The 16,703-nt window shown below is 54.5% G+C and carries 14 protein-coding genes; 9 read left to right on the top strand and 5 right to left on the bottom strand.

What is annotated here, in order from left to right:
- Nucleotides 1-128: 128 nt before the first annotated feature.
- Nucleotides 129-869: a YebC/PmpR family DNA-binding transcriptional regulator gene (locus BUC32_RS14875; RefSeq protein ID WP_073254533.1), complete on the top strand. Its 741-nt coding sequence runs from the start codon at nucleotides 129-131 to the stop codon at nucleotides 867-869.
- Nucleotides 870-930: 61 nt separating this feature from the next.
- On the opposite strand, the gene BUC32_RS14870 is transcribed toward BUC32_RS14875, so the two are convergent.
- Nucleotides 931-1,815: a LysR family transcriptional regulator ArgP gene (locus BUC32_RS14870; RefSeq protein WP_073254531.1), complete on the bottom strand. Its 885-nt coding sequence runs from the start codon at nucleotides 1,813-1,815 to the stop codon at nucleotides 931-933.
- An 86-nt stretch (nucleotides 1,816-1,901) separates the two neighbouring features.
- On the opposite strand from BUC32_RS14870, the gene BUC32_RS14865 reads away from it, so the two are divergent.
- From BUC32_RS14865 to betC, 4 genes are all read left to right on the top strand, one after another.
- Nucleotides 1,902-2,501 (top strand): LysE/ArgO family amino acid transporter, encoded by a 600-nt coding sequence (locus tag BUC32_RS14865; protein ID WP_073254528.1) that lies wholly within the window; start codon nucleotides 1,902-1,904, stop codon nucleotides 2,499-2,501.
- A gap of 75 nt (nucleotides 2,502-2,576) precedes the next feature.
- The gene (locus BUC32_RS14860; RefSeq protein WP_073254525.1) at nucleotides 2,577-3,482 is read left to right on the top strand and encodes a DMT family transporter; all 906 of its coding nucleotides are present in this window, start codon (nucleotides 2,577-2,579) and stop codon (nucleotides 3,480-3,482) included.
- Between the two features lie 105 nt (nucleotides 3,483-3,587).
- On the top strand, nucleotides 3,588-4,163 hold the full coding sequence (gene betI, locus BUC32_RS14855; RefSeq protein ID WP_073254522.1) for a choline-binding transcriptional repressor BetI: 576 nt from the start codon (nucleotides 3,588-3,590) through the stop codon (nucleotides 4,161-4,163).
- Nucleotides 4,160-5,668 carry a choline-sulfatase gene (betC, locus tag BUC32_RS14850; RefSeq protein WP_073254519.1) on the top strand — a complete coding sequence of 503 codons (1,509 nt, stop codon included), beginning with the start codon at nucleotides 4,160-4,162 and terminating at the stop codon, nucleotides 5,666-5,668. The genes betI (BUC32_RS14855) and betC overlap by 4 nt, the downstream gene beginning before the upstream one ends.
- Before the next feature lie 298 nt (nucleotides 5,669-5,966).
- Here the strand turns inward: betC and BUC32_RS14845 are convergent, their stop codons facing one another.
- On the bottom strand, nucleotides 5,967-6,710 hold the full coding sequence (locus BUC32_RS14845; RefSeq protein WP_073254701.1) for a hypothetical protein: 744 nt from the start codon (nucleotides 6,708-6,710) through the stop codon (nucleotides 5,967-5,969).
- Between the two features lie 89 nt (nucleotides 6,711-6,799).
- On the opposite strand from BUC32_RS14845, the gene BUC32_RS14840 reads away from it, so the two are divergent.
- Nucleotides 6,800-7,339 (top strand): MarR family winged helix-turn-helix transcriptional regulator, encoded by a 540-nt coding sequence (locus BUC32_RS14840; protein WP_073254516.1) that lies wholly within the window; start codon nucleotides 6,800-6,802, stop codon nucleotides 7,337-7,339.
- Between the two features lie 205 nt (nucleotides 7,340-7,544).
- On the opposite strand, the gene BUC32_RS14835 is transcribed toward BUC32_RS14840, so the two are convergent.
- Together BUC32_RS14835 and betI (BUC32_RS14830) are read right to left on the bottom strand one after the other, a co-directional pair.
- The gene (locus BUC32_RS14835; RefSeq protein ID WP_073254513.1) at nucleotides 7,545-11,792 is read right to left on the bottom strand and encodes a beta strand repeat-containing protein; all 4,248 of its coding nucleotides are present in this window, start codon (nucleotides 11,790-11,792) and stop codon (nucleotides 7,545-7,547) included.
- Nucleotides 11,793-12,293: 501 nt separating this feature from the next.
- Complete coding sequence (gene betI / locus BUC32_RS14830; RefSeq protein ID WP_073254510.1) at nucleotides 12,294-12,878, bottom strand: choline-binding transcriptional repressor BetI; 585 nt, start codon at nucleotides 12,876-12,878, stop codon at nucleotides 12,294-12,296.
- Between the two features lie 161 nt (nucleotides 12,879-13,039).
- On the opposite strand from betI (BUC32_RS14830), the gene BUC32_RS14825 reads away from it, so the two are divergent.
- The 3 genes from BUC32_RS14825 (at nucleotide 13,040) to BUC32_RS14815 (ending at nucleotide 16,319) form a co-directional block, all read left to right on the top strand.
- Nucleotides 13,040-14,248, top strand: a complete 1,209-nt coding sequence (locus BUC32_RS14825; protein ID WP_073254698.1) for a BCCT family transporter — start codon at nucleotides 13,040-13,042, stop codon at nucleotides 14,246-14,248.
- 74 nt (nucleotides 14,249-14,322) lie between these two features.
- A complete protein-coding gene (betA, locus tag BUC32_RS14820; protein ID WP_073254507.1) occupies nucleotides 14,323-15,981 on the top strand; it encodes a choline dehydrogenase in 1,659 nt (552 codons plus the stop codon).
- Nucleotides 15,982-16,079: 98 nt separating this feature from the next.
- Nucleotides 16,080-16,319, top strand: a complete 240-nt coding sequence (locus BUC32_RS14815) for a YdcH family protein (RefSeq protein ID WP_073254504.1) — start codon at nucleotides 16,080-16,082, stop codon at nucleotides 16,317-16,319.
- Here BUC32_RS14815 and BUC32_RS21230 read toward each other — a convergent pair.
- The gene (locus BUC32_RS21230; RefSeq protein ID WP_073254501.1) at nucleotides 16,301-16,549 is read right to left on the bottom strand and encodes a serine aminopeptidase domain-containing protein; all 249 of its coding nucleotides are present in this window, start codon (nucleotides 16,547-16,549) and stop codon (nucleotides 16,301-16,303) included. The genes BUC32_RS14815 and BUC32_RS21230 overlap by 19 nt on opposite strands.
- Nucleotides 16,550-16,703: the final 154 nt, after the last annotated feature.

Raw genomic sequence — 16,703 nt, 5'->3', positions numbered from 1 at the left:
AAAAATTCCCCGATAGTTTCGTGAGGTGTGGAATTCACTGATGAAACGCGTGATGCCCAGTCGCTTGCAGGTCAGGCCCCGGCTGGTCTATATGATGCCAAACCGACGAAACAAATGGGACGCGCAACATGGCAGGTCACTCAAAATGGGCGAATATTCAGCATCGTAAGGGACGCCAGGACGCCGCGCGTTCAAAACTGTTCTCGAAGCTGTCCAAAGAAATTACTGTCGCCGCGAAAATGGGCGACCCGGATCCTGATAAAAATCCGCGCCTGCGCATGGCGATTAAGGAAGGCAAAAGCCAGTCCTTGCCCAAAGATGTGATTGACCGCGCGATTAAGAAATCTGTCGCTGGTGAAGGTGACGAATACGAAGAAATTCGGTATGAAGGCTACGGCCCCAACGGTGTCGCCGTAATTGTTGAGACCATGACCGACAATCGCAACCGCACCGCTTCCACTGTGCGCTCAACCTTTACTAAGAATGGTGGCAACCTTGGCGAGACAGGCTCGGTTGGCTTTATGTTCGAGCGCACTGGTGAGGTGACCTATCCAGCGGATGCAGGCGACGCGGATGCGATCTTTGAGGCGGCGATTGAGGCCGGGGCTGATGATGTCGAAAGCTCGGAAGATGGTCATATTATCTGGTGTGTGGATACCGATTTGAACGATGTGTCCAATGCGCTCGAGGCCGCGCTGGGCGAGTCGCAGTCGACCAAGTTGATTTGGAAGCCCACGACCACAACGGAAATGGATCTCGAGGCGATGGAAAAGCTGATGAAGCTGATCGATGCCCTGGAGGATGACGATGATATTCAGCGCGTCACGACCAATTTTGAAGCCTCGGACGAGGTGATGGATCAGCTGTAAGCTATGCCGTCTTGCAGTAAACAGTTGACCAAACGGCGCCCAAGTGGCGCCGTTTCCTTTTTCAGCCCTGCATGAGACCATTTTTTGCAGCCCTTTGCACGGACCGTGTCAACGGCTCCAGCGCGTCTCCCAAAAGCCGTGCAGATTGCCAGAACAACGGCGTGTCAAAGCCAGCATGGGGCAATAGTGGGACCAGAGCTCCGGACGCAATATGGGACCGCACCAAAAGTTCGGGATTCATGCCCCAGCCAAGCCCTAACAGACTGGCTTCGACAAAGCCCTGAGGTGACGGCAGGCGATGGCTGGGAGGTGTCAGCTTGCGCCCCAGATACTTTTGCATCCAACGGCCCTGCAGATAATCCTTGGGATCAAAGCGCAGCATTGGGGCTGCAGACATGGTCTGCGCCGTGACCCCATCCGCAAAGTACCGTTGCATAAAGTCGGGGCTGGCCGTGGCGACATAATGCAGGTTCCCAAGCGCCCGACAATCACACCCCGACACTGCCCGATCGTTGGAGGTGATCGCAGCAGCAACTTCTCCGCGTCGGAGCCAATCGGCTGAGTATTCCTGATCATCCACCACAAGATCAAACAACATATCCGGCACATTCGCCAGCGCAGGCAGGAGCCATGTTGCCAAGCTGTCGGCGTTGACAGCAATACGCACCGGAGCGTCTGGCCCCGGCACGAGTGACCGCAAGTCCTTGTCCAGATTACGTTCCAGCAGGCCCACATTGGTCACATGCGACGCCAGCCGTCGTCCTGCATCAGTGCCCGTACAGGGATGACCACGGTGTACCAGCAAGGCGCCGACACGATCTTCAAGGGCTTTCAATCGCTGAGAAATCGCCGATTGTGTGACCCCGAGTTCTGCGGCCGCACCATCAAAACTGCCGGTGCGCAGAATTGCCGCCAAAGCCTGAAGGTGAGCGTAGTCAAATTGCATTAGCAAAACTAATCCAGTGTGAGAAATTTTAATTTGGATAATTCAGATGGGCCCGTTAGGCAAGCTTTAGCAACAGGAGACGATTGATGTTTGAAGCAGCACTTGCTGGATTTGCCTTAGGGTTTTCTCTGATCATGGCAATCGGGGCGCAGAATGCTTTTGTGCTGCGCCAAGGTCTGCGCGGAGAATATGTTCTGGCGTTGGTTTTGACCTGCGCGGTGTCTGATGCCATCCTGATTGTGGCGGGTGTTTTGGGATTTGGTGCGCTCGTCGAGGCCTATCCTCAGGCCATCGATCTTGCCCGATGGGGTGGGGCGGCGTTCCTGTTGTTTTACGGGCTGATAAGTTTTCGGGCGGCATTTCGGGGGGGGGACGCACTCAAGGAGACCGGCAGAGGCGCCAAAAGCCTTGGTGCAGCCGTGACGGCTTGCCTGATGCTGACCTGGGCCAATCCGCATGTCTATCTGGACACGGTAGTTTTGCTGGGTGGCATTTCCTCACAATATGACCCGGCCTGGGGTTTTGGGTTGGGTGCCGTGGTCGCCAGCTTTGTGTTTTTCTTTTCTCTGGGCTTTGGAGCCAGCCTGTTGCGCCCCTTGTTTACAAATCCGCGGGCCTGGCAAGTTCTGGATGTCGTCGTGGGGCTGACGATGTGGGCGATTGCTGCCAAACTTTTGATGAATTGATCTGACTTGGCAAATGAAACAAGTTAACTTGTTTCCCGTCTCGACAAGCTCTGGTGAAGCGGTGTTAATGCGCTCATGACCGACGCCTCCTCCTCAAAGCCGATGAAGGGCATCCTTTGGATGCTTTTGACTGGCCTTTGTTTCGTTGCGGTAAATGTTCTTGTGAAAACGCTTCATGGCCGAGTGCCTGCGGCCGAGGCCGCCTTTTTGCGGTATGTGCTTGGGTTGCCATTCTTGTTGCCGATGATCCGCCCGATTCTGAGCGCCCATCTTTCGGGGCGCGACCTTGGCTTTTTTGCTTTGCGTGGCGTGGTGCACACCCTGGGTGTGGTGTGCTGGTTCTATGCGATGACCAGAATTCCAATCGCGGATGTGACATCAATGGGCTACATGGCCCCGATATATGTCACGATCGGGGCGGCGATTTTCTTGGGAGAAAAGCTCGCCCTGCGGCGGATTCTGGCCGTGGCCGCAGCACTGGTCGGGGCTCTGATCATCCTGCGCCCCGGATTTCGCGAAGTGAACGCCGGGCATTTGGCCATGCTGGCCAACTCGGTGCTGTTCGCAATTGGCTATCTGATCGCAAAAAACATGAGCGACAAATTCAATCCGGCGGTTGTGGTGGGCATGTTGTCGATCACGGTGACAATCGGTCTTGCCCCATTGGCCGCGATGAATTGGGTCACGCCGAGCTGGTCAGATATGGCGGTTCTGGCTGCAGTGGCGTGTTTTGCCACGGCAGGTCACTTCACGATGACGCTCGCTTTTGCGGCGGCACCGATCACGGTGACACAGCCGGTGACGTTCCTGCAATTGGTCTGGGCGGTTCTTATAGGCTGGCTTATCTTTGACGAAGGTGTGGACCCCTGGGTGATTTTGGGCGGTTTTGTGATTATCAGCGCCATCAGCTTTATCACATGGCGCGAAGCGGTGTTGAAGCGCCGGCAGATGACCCCAACAATCAATCAAACCAAAGTTTGAAATAGGGCAACGGATAGTGCAGCAGGTGCAGGTTGCTGGTTTTTTGTTGATTGACGAGTCAATCAAAAATAAATTAGCCTGTGCGCAACTGGAATCGGAGCGCTCATGCCCAAAGTCGGAATGGAACCCAAACGGCGTGCCGCCTTGGTGGATGCGGCCATTGTCGAGATTGGCAAAGCTGGATCGCTGGACGTGACCGTGGCGCAGATCGCGCGGCGGGCCGGAATGAGTTCGGGGTTGGCGCATCATTACTTCGGCGGCAAAGAGCAGATGTTGTTAGCGGCTATGCGTCATATTCTTGGGGTCTTTACGGAACAAGTCCGCATCGGTTTTCTCAGTGCCAAAACACCGCGAGAAAGGCTCGAAGCTCTGATCCGTGCCAATTTTGCGGATCACGTGTTTGATCGAAAAAAGACCAGTGCATGGCTTAGTTTTTACGCCATGGCGCAAGCCAACGAAGACGCCGCGCGGTTGATGCAAATCTATCAACGTCGTTTACAATCAAATCTGTTGTTTGACTTGCGGCATTTGGTGGCAAACCCTGAGGCTGTCGCGGCTGCTTTGGGGGCTTTGATTGACGGCGCATACTTACGTGCGGCGCTGGCCGGACAGGGCCCTGATCCGCAAGCTGCTGAAACCGTTCTTTTGACACTGGACGCTCTGATAGGAGACGCCAAATGACCCACCCCAATATTCTAATTTTTATGGTGGACCAACTGACGGGCACCTTGTTTGAGGATGGCCCTGCCGATTGGTTGCATGTACCCAATATTCGCAAACTGGCAGACCAGTCCACGCGATTTGCCAATGCCTATACCGCCTCTCCGCTGTGTGCTCCGGGGCGGGCAAGTTTCATGACCGGATTGTTGCCCAGTGCAACGGGGGTTTACGACAACGCCTCGGAATTTTCCGCCTCAATTCCCACCTATGCGCATCATCTGCGCCGTGCTGGATATCAAACCAGCCTGTCCGGCAAGATGCATTTTGTTGGACCAGATCAGCTGCACGGATTTGAAGAACGCCTGACAACGGACGTCTATCCCCCCGACTTTGGCTGGACGCCGGACTATCGCAAACCCGGTGAACGCATCGACTGGTGGTATCACAATATGGGCTCGGTGACTGGCGCAGGTGTGGCCGAAATCACCAATCAGCTCGAATATGATGATGAGGTGGCCTATCACGCGACTCGCAAGGTTTATGATCTGGCCCGCGGTAGCGATGAACGCCCCTGGTGTCTGACAGTCAGCTTTACCCATCCGCATGATCCCTTTGTCGCGCGCAAGAAATACTGGGATCTCTATGAGGATTGCGAACATCTTCTGCCCGAGGTCGGCGCGATGGATTATGACGACCACGACCCCCATTCCAAACGCATTCTTGACGCCAATGACTGGCAGTCGTTTGATATTTCTGAGGCGGATATTATCCGATCTCGTCGCTCCTATTTTGCCAATATTTCTTATCTTGATGACAAGATTGGCGAAGTGATGGAAGCGCTTGAAGCCACACGGCAAGAGGCCATCATCATGTTCGTGTCAGACCACGGCGACATGCTGGGCGAACGTGGCCTGTGGTTCAAGATGTCGTTCTACGAGGGCTCTTCGCGTGTACCACTGATGATTGCCGCCCCCAACATGGCGCCGGGCAATGTCACAGCACCTGTATCGAGCATCGATATCTGCCCGACGCTTTGTGATCTCGCGGGTGTTGATATGGACGAAGTGTCCCCATGGACCTCGGGTGAAAGTCTGGTGCATTTGGGGCAGGGTGGTGCGCGAACAGCCCCTGTGGCGATGGAATACGCTGCCGAAGCGTCTTATGCGCCGATGGTGTCGCTGCGCTATGGCAAATGGAAGTACAATCGCTGTCTTCTCGACCCCGATCAATTGTTTGACCTTGAGGCGGACCCGCATGAGTTGACCAATCTGGCCGAAGCACCAGAGCATCAGGGCACAGTGCAAACACTGCGGGCCAAGTCTGAGGCGCGTTGGGATTTAGAGAAATTTGATGCAGATGTGCGGGCAAGTCAGGCGCGGCGTTGGGTGGTCTATGACGCGTTGCGCGAAGGAGGCTACACGCCGTGGGACTACCAGCCGATGCAAAACGCGTCCGAGCGTTACATGCGCAACCACATGGATTTGAATGTGCTGGAAGAGAGTCAGCGATTTCCGAGGGGAGAATAGGCATAAGCCATCTTCAGGCAAACGCGTTGGGAAAAGATTGAAAAAGGATGCGGAAATTTCGAAACTTGGAACCAGATCTGGATCGACGTCAAGATCAGTAAGACGCCGTTCCGTGGGCATTGTTTTTGATCGCTCGTGGTGGCTCGTAAGACAGGCTTTTACCTGCGAAATCAGGTGATGTGCGAACTCACGAAGTGCGAAACCAAACGGCTCTTGGCTGTCGCAAGATAAAACCGTCTGGGTTCGTGAAGTTTTGAGGGTCTGATCAATAGGGTCCCTGTCGTGAAACGCGTTAATCTTATTCGACGCGACCGGGTAGAGAGAGGTCAGCCGAGGCGACATCAAAGACATCCGTAACGCATAACAGCGGGGCGTGAACGCTTTCGTTGACCCGTAAAGCTGCGGTCACACCATCATAGGACGCGCCATGTGCACCTCCGGCAACCGCGGCGTTGATCGTTACTTCCGGTCCATCAAAGACAGGGGTAAAGCCGGGGCTGTCCAGCAGGATCGGAAAGCCCGGCCAGGTCAGGGGTAAGTTCGGCGTCGCCCCCTCGGGGATGTCCTTGACGGCCAGAGATCCCGAACCGCACGCCTCAGTTGGGGCCAGAACAACCCAGTGGCTGTGCCAGATTCCGCCATCATTGCCGGTGCTCCCGTCCAGATTTTCGTCAAATAGTGGCGTGTCGTCAAAGTCTGGGTGACTGGTCGCGGCCATCGCCAGAATACCGGCCCCTTCATCAAAACCAACGACGCTTGGATCAAGGGAGGTTGGCCAGACATAGGACCAGACAGGCGCACCACCAACAGAGCCTTTGGCTTCAGGAGTATCACTCCCGGCTGCTCCATTTGTGGTCATGTGGAAGCTAACCATGTTGCCAGCCCGATGAACATGCGCGGCAAGAATGTCGAAAGACGCCACTTTGGCGGTTTTGGCTTCAGGCGCAATCGCGCCACCTTGGTGAATGGCATGAGAGTCATCAGCAGATAGGCCTGTTGCACAAAGTCCAACGACGGTGACGGTTGTAAGAAATCTGATCATTTTCATCTCCAATGTTTGAGTCGATGGAAGAAAAATAGTAGCGAGTCGAAACTATTGCAATAATAATTTCGACTCGCTACATTGGGTCAATGTCTAAGAACACCCATATCAGCCAACTTATCACCCGCCTCGCGCGTCTGAGCGCTTCGGAAACCTGGGGAGGGGATCTCAATCCTGCGCAGGTCTCTGCACTCAGCTACCTGTCGCGCGCCAATCGGTTTTCTCGCTCTCCCTCTCATGTGGCCGAGTACCTCGGCACAACGCGTGGCACCATGTCTCAGACGCTCAAATCGCTTGTAGGAAAGGGTTATGTGGCAGAGGTTTCATCTGAAACCGACAGACGCTCAATATCTTATGATTTGACGCCAGAAGGTGTAAGGCTCGCCGCCCGGAGGGGTGTTCTTGACGATGCAGTTGGGTCTGTTCCCGAGCGCGAAAGAGCAATTCTGCACGGGGCGCTTTCGGACGCTCTTAGGTCACTTGTTGCTAAGAATGGCGGTCGCTCGTTTGGAATATGCAGCACATGCCGTCATCATCAGCGCAAAGGGCGCACGCCCTACTGCGGCCTTCTTGACTTGGTGCTTAAACCAGAAGAAGCGCTGCAAATTTGCCGCGAACAGACGTCATAGCCGCAAGGCGCGTATCGTGATCATGTCCTGAGAGAATGGTCCGGCCTTTGTTAGGCCGACAGGCGCTGCACCGGCTGCATTGGTCGCAACCAGCCGGTTCGCTTTTTGTCACCGTTATCCGGGCCAAAACCGGGTGATCGGGCAAAGCCGCAAATCACCTGGTTTTCGTTGACGCCAAGACGCGCGAATGAAAGGTGTTCAATCCCTAGACAAAAATGAACGCATCGCCTGAGGGAGATACACTCAACAAATCGACATTCTGCAAGACAACCTCATCCAGCCCATTCAGATTGATGATCGTGTTTACACCGTCAAACGAATAGCTGTTGAAATCGGTGCTCGACATATAGCCATACGCTACCAAATCAATCTGGTCGCCGGCCCCGAAATCAAAGTCGTTGATAGTGTCCACGCCATCTCCGGCGGCAAAGACAAAGCGATCAGCCCCTGAGCCACCGATGAGCATATCATTGCCCGCCCGACCATTCAGAACATCATCTCCGCCGCGCCCGTCCAGTGTTTCGGCGGCAGCAGAACCGGAAATGTTATCGATGCCCGAATTGGATCCGCGAATATTTTCCATGTTGAGCAATGTGTAAGCAAAGCCGTTGCCGCCCCAGGTTCCGGTCGCGATTTCAGCCGCGAGATCCACTGTGACATCGCTGACACCGGACCGGTCAAATCTGATCCGGTCAGTTCCGCCACCACCATCAATGGTATCGTTGCCCTGTTCGCCAATGAAAGCCTCGTTGGCATTGCTGCCGGTGATGTTGTCGGCGAAATTCGTGCCGCGCACCTCCCATACATTGCCGTTGATGGTATCCACGTCACCCCAGCCATCGTTTGAGGCGGTGCCATTCTCGAGATCAATGGTGATCCCGTTGGCCGCGTTCCGGTAATCGAGGCGCACGATGCCCGACAAGACGTTGATGACATCATTGCCTGCGTCCATCGACAGCTGCATCCATTGGCCCGACGCCTGATTGTTAATGGTGATCGTGTCGTCCTGCGCTGTCGTCACAAAGCCAAAGCCTCCGGCGACCCAACCAGCGTTCAGAGGGTTCGCAATATCAACAATGGTATCTGTACCGTCTGCGCCACGGCTTACTGTGGCCGTGTTCCCAATCCCATCGATTGAGGCGACAATCCCATTGGCCGCAACATAATCCGCGTAGGACAGGGTTTGATACCCGTTCAGCGCATCAGTGTAGATGATTGTGTTGTTCCCGGTGCCGGGGCGCACAATGTCGTCATACGAGTTGTCACCGGGGTTTAGAATGTCGTCTCCGGCACCCCCGTTGAGTTCGTCTGTTCCCAACAATCCGATGATCCAATCGGCCCCCGAGGTGCCGTTTAGCACGTCATCGCCGGAGGTGCCGTTGATCACGTTGACCGCGCCACCATCAAACACAAAGGCGTTTTCAATGTCTATCAACGCGGTCAGGTCAGCATTTGCAAGCGTGATTGTGTCGACTCCGTTCAGGTCTATAACAGTATTTGTTCCGTCAAAAGAGATGGACGCAAATTCCGCCGTTGAAGTGAATCCGTAGGCCGATACGTCGATCCGATCGCCATCGCTATACGAGAAATCATTGACCAGATCGTTGCCGTCACCCGGCGCAAACAAGAAGGTATCAGCCTCGGATCCGCCTTCCAGGGTGTCGTTGCCCAGACCGCCAGACAGCGTGTCGTCTCCCAACCCGCCGAGGATGAGGTCGGCGCCGTCTTCGCCCCACATATCGTCGTTGCCGCTCTCGCCTTCGATGAAATCGTCCCCGATGCCCCCAAAAAGCACGTCATTTTCCGATCCGCCCGAGATGGTGTCGTTGCCGGAACCACCCAAAACTGTATCGTCACCGTTCTGGCCCAGCAACAGATCGTGTCCACCCTGTCCGTCGATCATATCGTTGCCGCTGCGACCTTCGACTTTCTCGTCGACGTCGGACATGGTGATGCTGTCGTCACCGTTTGAGCCGCGAATGAACTCGACGCCCAGAATGGTCACATTGTAATCCGTCCCTCCCGATCCGACGCCACCATCATAAGAGACAGTTTCCGTTCCGGCATCGGTCAGGTCAACAGTGATCGAAGTGATGCCACCCCGATCAAAACGCGCGCGGTCAAGCCCGCCCGCACCACCATCGAAATAGTCGTTACCGCGCCCGCCGATAAACCGTTCCGTGAACCCGTCGGCCCCCAGGAACACATCATTCCCATTGCCGCCTGCAATTTCCAGTGCATTGGTGTAATCAATCGTATCGGTCTTGAGAAGGCTGTTTGACAGGTCGTAGACATTAACCCCGGCAAGAACCGACGTGCCGTCAAAAATCGCGCGCCCGCCAGCGCCGTCGCCGTAATGGACTGCCAGATTCTGTCCTTCGTAAGACACCCGGCCACCCGAACCACCACGGAACGTATAAGTATCATCGCCGAGCCCACCATAGATCGCGATCCAGGCATCATCGGCAAGTTCAATGGTGTAGGAATCCGCAAAGTCGGTTCCGTAAATCGCCAGCCCGTCACTTGTTGAGCTGGTTGCAACATCAATGTCTACCAGAGTGTCCGTGCCGTATTGGCCCAAATTGCCCTTGATGACGGTTCCGTCGATCGAGTTATTTTGGGTGCCGCTGAAATCCGTGACGTGAATATCCACCGTGATGCCGCCATCGAACACAAAATTGCCGGCACTGTCATAGCGTTGGTTGTAGTACAGGCCAGTGTATCCCGAGACATCACTGTAATCGAGCGTGTCGTTACCTGATCCCTGAAACACATAGTCGTTGCCGAAAACACGAACCGTTTCATCCCCCTCGTAAGCGTAAATCGTATCCCCACCCGAGCCAAGCGCGGCAAGCGCTACGCTGTCGTCGGCGCTGGTCCCGAAATAGCTGACGCTGGGCGCGGAATAGGTAACCTGTCCATTCAGGTTCATCGCATTCCAGTCTGCCATCGTGAGCCCATCCAGGATCAGATCCTGGGCGCTGCCCCAATTTGTATATTGAAGAACAAGGTCAATGGTTCCGTCGCTGTTTACGTCTGTCTCATAGGCGGCAAGGTTTTCGACATAGGCACGCGATGTTGCACCAGTACGTGACAGGTCCAGAACGTCTCCGCCCGCACCAACTTGGAAATCCAGGATACGGTTTTGGAAAATACTATCCAGCATGGTGAAGGTGTCAGCGCCCGCGCCACCGTTCATGACGTTGCTACTATAGCTCAGGATGATCGTGTCATCTCCGTCGCCGCCGTCAATGTAGTTCTCTCCGCCAATGCCATAAATGACATCGTTCCCTGCGCCGCCAAACAGCTGATTATTTAGGAAATTCCCGTAGATCAGGTCATTTCCCGCCCCACCAACAACGTTTTCGATGTTGACCAGAATGTCATAAGACATTTCGTCATTGCTGTCGTAGGCATAGCCGACATGTTCGTCTGCATCATGGCCAATGCCGGTTAGGAATGCGCCCACATCAAGGGTCGTCCCGCCGGCCCCGGAGTCCAGTATCTGACCATCGCGATTGACCTCGCGCAGGTCAATGGTCAGATTGCTGGCTGCGGATACTGACGGGTATGTCACCGTGTCATCGCCAGCGCCTCCATCGAAATAGTCATTTCCAGCGCCTGATCCGCCAACGATGATGTCGTCTCCATCGCCCGCGTCGACAATGTCATCACCATCTCCTGATATTATGGAATCGTCGCCAGCCCCAGCGTCAATGGTGTCGTTGCCAATACCGGCGGAAATTGTGTCCGCGCCGGACGCGGTTGTGACAACGTTGTTGCCATCCCCTGCGTCAATCTGGTTTGCGCCTTCGCCAGCGTCGATCACGTCGTCGCCGGACGATGTGGTCACCACGTCATTGCCACCGCCAGTCGTTGCGTTAACGTCATCGGTACCTGTCACCGTGACCACACGATCATTGTCTGCAGTTTCAGGGTCAGAGGTCATATCAACGTCAACCGGGGAACCGGTGTTGCTGTCTTCAATGACGATTTCGTCGTCGTTGCCACCTTCGACAATCAGTTCGAAGTTCTCAATTGAATGCAAATGAAGAGTTGAGGTTCCAAGCGCAAAGGACATATGGCCCTTGCCACCTGAGCTTATCCAGGCCTCTATCGCCTGAATTTGCATCTGCAGCGTCGCGTTGTTGTCGGACTGGTCGATGACAATCCGCAATGTGTCATTGCCTCTGCCACCTCGATAGCGGTCAACCGAATTGTTGTTATCTGAGACATTGTACACAAGAACGTCGTCGCCTTTGCCACCGTTTAGATGGTCGCGTCCGGCGCCTCCGATAAGTGTGTCGTGGCCCTTGCCACCCCAAAGGTGATCGTTGCCCCCGCCACCATCAATCAGATCATCGCCCTTTCGTCCCAGGATAACGTCTCTTCCGTCAGTTCCCGTCAGATCATGTGGTGCACGCTTGGCGTTTTTGTTTCTTGAAGCACTCATTTTACTGTCCCTAACCGCATGTGCACCCCTCCCGAAGAGATACGCTGCCTAAATGTATTTTGAAAAACCAACCTGAAGTGCCAATTTATGTCAGGGAAGCGTAATTAGGGAGATTGGCACAACACCAGTTCCCGCGTTTCCCGAGAAATACTGTGCAACGTTGACGGGTGGAGTGCCAGACAAATCTACCCCTGCCAGATTCGCTCGATCTGCTGGGCTCACGGCATGCGATGTGTTTGCATTTTCACTAAGGCTCTGCATTCTTTTGATGACCTATTCCCGAAAACGTTGAACCCAAGTCTTCGGTAGAGAGCCTTGAAGCGAACTGACTGAAGCCGCCTCGTTGATAATACCGTTCTGGCAAAAGACCCGTGCAACAACCATTTCACCCCAAAAGCACTCGAAATGGACAATTGCTGGGTGGGCATGGGCAGTTATCCCGCAAATACTCACTGCGTGGCAAAGACCACACGCATCCCTGAGCCGTTGGGAAAAGTGAAATTAGGGGGCGGCGTCCAGCAGCAGTTGGGCTACACGCCGGGCGTCTGCACGGGTTTTGGCAGGGTCGAGTGGCCGGGCTGATTGCGTGGCTTCCAACCAAACGCCGTCCATATAGCTTTGCAGGGCTTCGCGCACGGTTTCACGTTGGTCTTCGGGCAGGAGTGCGCGGAGTTCTGCGCGGAAATGCGATGTCACGCGGGCGCGGTTGATCCGGTGCAATCTGGCCAGCGAGGGTACGTAGGGGGCGTTGCTCCAGAATTGCACCCAAACCGAGCAATGTTCGACAGTGAACAGGCGATCAGAAAAGTTTGCATCCAGAACCGCCATCAAACGTTGTTCAGGCGAATGTGCATTGGCATAGCGCGCCAGTGTGGCGTCCTTCAAAAGCTGCAATACCCAGCGCATCGTGGCTTCCATCAGGTTTTCCTTGGAGCCGAAATAGTAGTTGATGCTGGCGGCCGTTGCGCCCGCCTCTTGCGCAATTTCAGACATAGTCACGCCGGTGAACCCGTGTTTGTGCACGGCCGTAATGGTGGCAGCGATCAGTTCATCATGTCGAATATCGCGAATGCGTTTTCTACTCATGTTGGCAGTCTTGCAAGCCTGCGGGTTTGCTGCAAGCGGGTTTTCCTTTTCAAAAATTGAATGATCATTTAAGAAATAATTTTGAAGTTTAAATTTTCTGTGATACGCCCTGCTGTCATCGTCATGCGGGCTTCATGAGCCCGGTAAACTGGGAGGTATTCATGAGTGCAATTATTTCATTTGGAATTCTGTTGGCGCTTGGGCTGGCATTGTTCTGCGTGATGAAATGGGGGAACGTGCGCAATGTCGGTGTGACACCTGTTCACCTTTTCACATTCATCGCCATTCTGTTCACGTCCGGTCTGGATGTGGGGCTGATTATGTTCCCTCTGGCGTGGGATTTTCCATTGTATGCGGACACCGCTGCCGAACCCGCCTACGCGTTTACCAACCCGTTGGCGTTGGAGTTCGGTTTCTGGGGCTTTCTGATCTGGGCGTTCTACTTTTTGACGACTTTCTATTTCTGCGTGATCGAACCACGTGTGAAGTTCTTTGAAATTCCAATCATTAAGCTGATCAACAACATCGTCATCATCGGCACCTGCGCCTTTACCGGTGCACTATTCCTGATCTATCTGCCATATTACGCGACCTTTATGGGCGACGGAGAAACCGTGATCCCTGCGTTTTATGTCATCACATTTCTGGTTATTCTGGTGGCCGCATTCTCGTCAACAGACATCAAATATGTGCGTGTCCTGTCAGTTGGATCGACCGGGCTGTTTGCCGCTCTGATCCTGCTTATGTGGGGATTTGGTGGCATGGGGCTTGGCGGATTGTTTGGCACAGCATCCAACATCGGTGGATATTTCACCAATATTCACAAATTCATCCTGCCAATGACGGATTATCACGAGTTCTACCTGTTCTGGTGGTTCGCATGGTCGATCATGATTGGCCAGTTTACCTCACGTTTTGTGGGCGGCATGAAGACATGGCAGGTGCTTGCCGCGCTGCTGATCTTCCCATCGATCCCGCTCGGCCTGTGGTTCTCGGTTCTGTACTATTATCACCTGAACAGCATCGAGCTGACGCTGATGATCAACGTGTCCATGATGGTTGTGGGGATCATCTTTGTGATCAACTCGTTTGACTCATTGATTCGTCTTTACACCGACAACCTGAACCTGACCGCAGCGCGTTTCGGTACCGTGCCTTACGTGCTGGGTAACGCGGTTGTTCTGTTTGGTCTGACTCTTGCCTTCCAGAGCCAATGGTTGCAGATCCAGTGGATCGGTATCGTGGTGATTGGCCTTTATGTGGCATGTTTGGCTTACATACTGTTCGCCAAGAGAGCCGAGGTGATGGCGATCGACAGTTCTCCAGAAGACCGCGATCTCGATTTCCACAAGATTGACAAGGTGCACTAGAAGCAACAGCCCGGTGCGGAGGCTTTCGCGCCGGGCATACTTATAGAATTCCCTTTAAGAAAGCTGGGGGCGACATGAACGCGGATTATGTGATTGTTGGGGCTGGTAGCGCTGGCTGCGCGATGGCCTATCGTTTGTCTGAGGCAGGCAAGGACGTGCTGGTCATTGAACATGGTGGAACCGATGCGGGGCCATTTATCCAAATGCCGGCAGCCCTCAGTTATCCCATGAATATGGGCGTCTATGACTGGGGTTATAAGACTTTACCTGAGCCACATCTGGGCGGGAGGACCCTTGTGACTCCACGCGGCAAGGTCATCGGTGGCTCGTCTTCGATCAACGGGATGGTCTATGTGCGGGGCCACGCTGGCGATTATGACCACTGGGAGGACAGTGGCGCCTCTGGCTGGGGGTATGCAGATGTGCTGCCCTATTTTCGACGCATGGAGCACTGGCACGAAAGCGGGCAGGGCGGTGATGTAGAATGGCGCGGCAAAGACGGGCCCTTGCATGTGTCGCGTGGCCCACGAGATAATCCGCTACACACGGCCTTTGTCAAAGCTGGCAAGCAGGCAGGCTACCAGACCACCGACGACTACAATGGCCAGCAACAAGAGGGCTTTGGCCCGATGGACATGACCGTCTGGCAAGGGCGGCGGTGGTCGGCGGCCAACGCCTATCTGCGCCCCGCTCTGGAGCGGGACAATTGCAACCTGATCCGCGCCTTTGCCCGCAAGGTTGTGATTGAAGATGGTCGCGCAGTTGGGGTGGAAGTCGAACGCGGTGGCAAAATCGAAGTGATCGGCGCCAATACCGAAGTGATCCTCGCGGCCAGCTCGATTAATTCGCCAAAGATGCTGATGCTTTCGGGTATTGGGCCCGCCAAACATTTGACCGACCATGGAATTGACGTTGTCGCAGACCGTCCGGGTGTAGGTCAGAATCTACAGGATCACCTTGAGGTTTACATGCAGGTGGCCTGCAAACAGCCGATCACATTGTTCAAATACTGGACTTTGTTCTGGAAGGGTGTCATCGGCGCAAAATGGTTGTTCACCAAAAAAGGTTTGGGCGCATCGAACCAGTTCGAAAGTGCTGCCTTTATTCGTTCCAAAGCTGGGGTAAAATACCCGGATATTCAGTATCACTTTTTGCCGATCGCTGTGCGCTATGACGGCAAGGTTGCCGCCGAGGGTCACGGCTTTCAGGCACATGTTGGACCCATGCGCTCTCCTTCCCGAGGCGAGGTGACGCTGGCGGACAGTGATCCCAACACCGCGCCGAACATCTTTTTCAACTACATGTCGTGTGATGAAGACTGGGAGGATTTTCGAACCTGCCTGCGCCACACACGTGAGATTTTCGCGCAAGACGCTTTTGAGCCTTACGTGAAACATGAAATTCAACCCGGTGAAGCGCTGCAAACTGACGAGGAATTGGACAGTTTCATCCGGGAGCACGCCGAAAGCGCCTATCACCCTTGTGGGACCTGTCGCATGGGGGCGGCTGACGATCCGATGAGCGTCGTGGACCCCGAATGCCGCGTGATTGGCGTGGATGGCCTGCGTGTGGCCGACAGTTCAATCTTTCCCCGGATCACCAATGGCAACCTGAATGGCCCCTCGATCATGACCGGGGAAAAAGCGGCCGATCACATTCTGGGACGTGGCATGTTGGCACCCTCAAATGATGCGCCTTGGTTCCATCCTGACTGGGAAACGTCGCAACGCTAGAAATCTCAACTTTCTGTCTGGTTTTTGATCCCTGTCAAAGCAGGTGGCCAACAGTGCCGCCTAGTCTCTTCATGGATTAACGAAAAGGAGCGCACTGCATGTCCCACACCCCTCACGAGCTGGCCGAAGAGTTTCCGGAATTTGTTGAAAAAATGAGCGAGCTGAAAACCTCGGACGCGCATTTTTCCAAAATGGCCGATGAATATCACGAACTGAACCGCAAAGTTCACCGGGCGGAAACGAATGTCGAGCCGCGCGAGGAATTGTCCGAAGTGGATTTGCGCAAGCGGCGTGGGTCTCTCAAGGATGAGATTTATGCCTATCTCAAGGCGAACTGATCGATAAACTGCCAAAGACGCGGCAGGACGGTAGACCTCCATAGGTCCGTGTGTCCGGCTCTCTTGGCGACGATCAATTGTTTTTGAACTGATGGGGCGGCAGCGAAAATCTGTCGCCCCATTTCTATTGGGATCAACGCGTCTTTGGTTCCGTGCATGACCAGCAAGGGTCCTTGTAAGGCTGATGCCCGATCCAGGCTTTGCCAGGTATTGTCGATCTTTTGTGCCAAATCGCCTGTGCCCGGATAATGGTGTTCGGCCAGCGCTGGTATGGATGTAAAAGGCGATTCTAAAGCTACGCGCTTTTAACCTGATGCATACCCGGCCTCGCAAAAGTAGTTCCAGCATTCTTGCGGTGTGAACATGTCGCAGACTTCGGCCAAT

This window comes from Shimia gijangensis, from assembly GCF_900142085.1.
In the GTDB taxonomy this organism is placed as follows: Bacteria; Pseudomonadota; Alphaproteobacteria; order Rhodobacterales; family Rhodobacteraceae; genus Shimia; species Shimia gijangensis.
Note: the sequence above shows the minus strand (reverse complement) of the source record. Positions and strands in the feature narration are given on the sequence as shown.

Excerpts from the sequence above, each read along its gene's own strand:
- BUC32_RS14860 (WP_073254525.1), top strand. The coding sequence starts at position 2,577 with ATGACCGACGCCTCCTCCTCAAAGCCGATGAAGGGCATCCTTTGGATG.
- BUC32_RS14865 (WP_073254528.1), top strand. The coding sequence starts at position 1,902 with ATGTTTGAAGCAGCACTTGCTGGATTTGCCTTAGGGTTTTCTCTGATC.
- BUC32_RS14845 (WP_073254701.1), bottom strand. The coding sequence starts at position 6,710 with ATGATCAGATTTCTTACAACCGTCACCGTCGTTGGACTTTGTGCAACA.
- betA (WP_073254507.1), top strand. The coding sequence starts at position 14,323 with ATGAACGCGGATTATGTGATTGTTGGGGCTGGTAGCGCTGGCTGCGCG.
- betI (WP_073254510.1), bottom strand. The coding sequence starts at position 12,878 with ATGAGTAGAAAACGCATTCGCGATATTCGACATGATGAACTGATCGCT.
- BUC32_RS14840 (WP_073254516.1), top strand. The coding sequence starts at position 6,800 with ATGTCTAAGAACACCCATATCAGCCAACTTATCACCCGCCTCGCGCGT.
- BUC32_RS14825 (WP_073254698.1), top strand. The coding sequence starts at position 13,040 with ATGAGTGCAATTATTTCATTTGGAATTCTGTTGGCGCTTGGGCTGGCA.
- BUC32_RS14875 (WP_073254533.1), top strand. The coding sequence starts at position 129 with ATGGCAGGTCACTCAAAATGGGCGAATATTCAGCATCGTAAGGGACGC.
- betI (WP_073254522.1), top strand. The coding sequence starts at position 3,588 with ATGCCCAAAGTCGGAATGGAACCCAAACGGCGTGCCGCCTTGGTGGAT.
- BUC32_RS14870 (WP_073254531.1), bottom strand. The coding sequence starts at position 1,815 with ATGCAATTTGACTACGCTCACCTTCAGGCTTTGGCGGCAATTCTGCGC.
- BUC32_RS14815 (WP_073254504.1), top strand. The coding sequence starts at position 16,080 with ATGTCCCACACCCCTCACGAGCTGGCCGAAGAGTTTCCGGAATTTGTT.
- betC (WP_073254519.1), top strand. The coding sequence starts at position 4,160 with ATGACCCACCCCAATATTCTAATTTTTATGGTGGACCAACTGACGGGC.
- BUC32_RS14835 (WP_073254513.1), bottom strand. The coding sequence starts at position 11,792 with ATGAGTGCTTCAAGAAACAAAAACGCCAAGCGTGCACCACATGATCTG.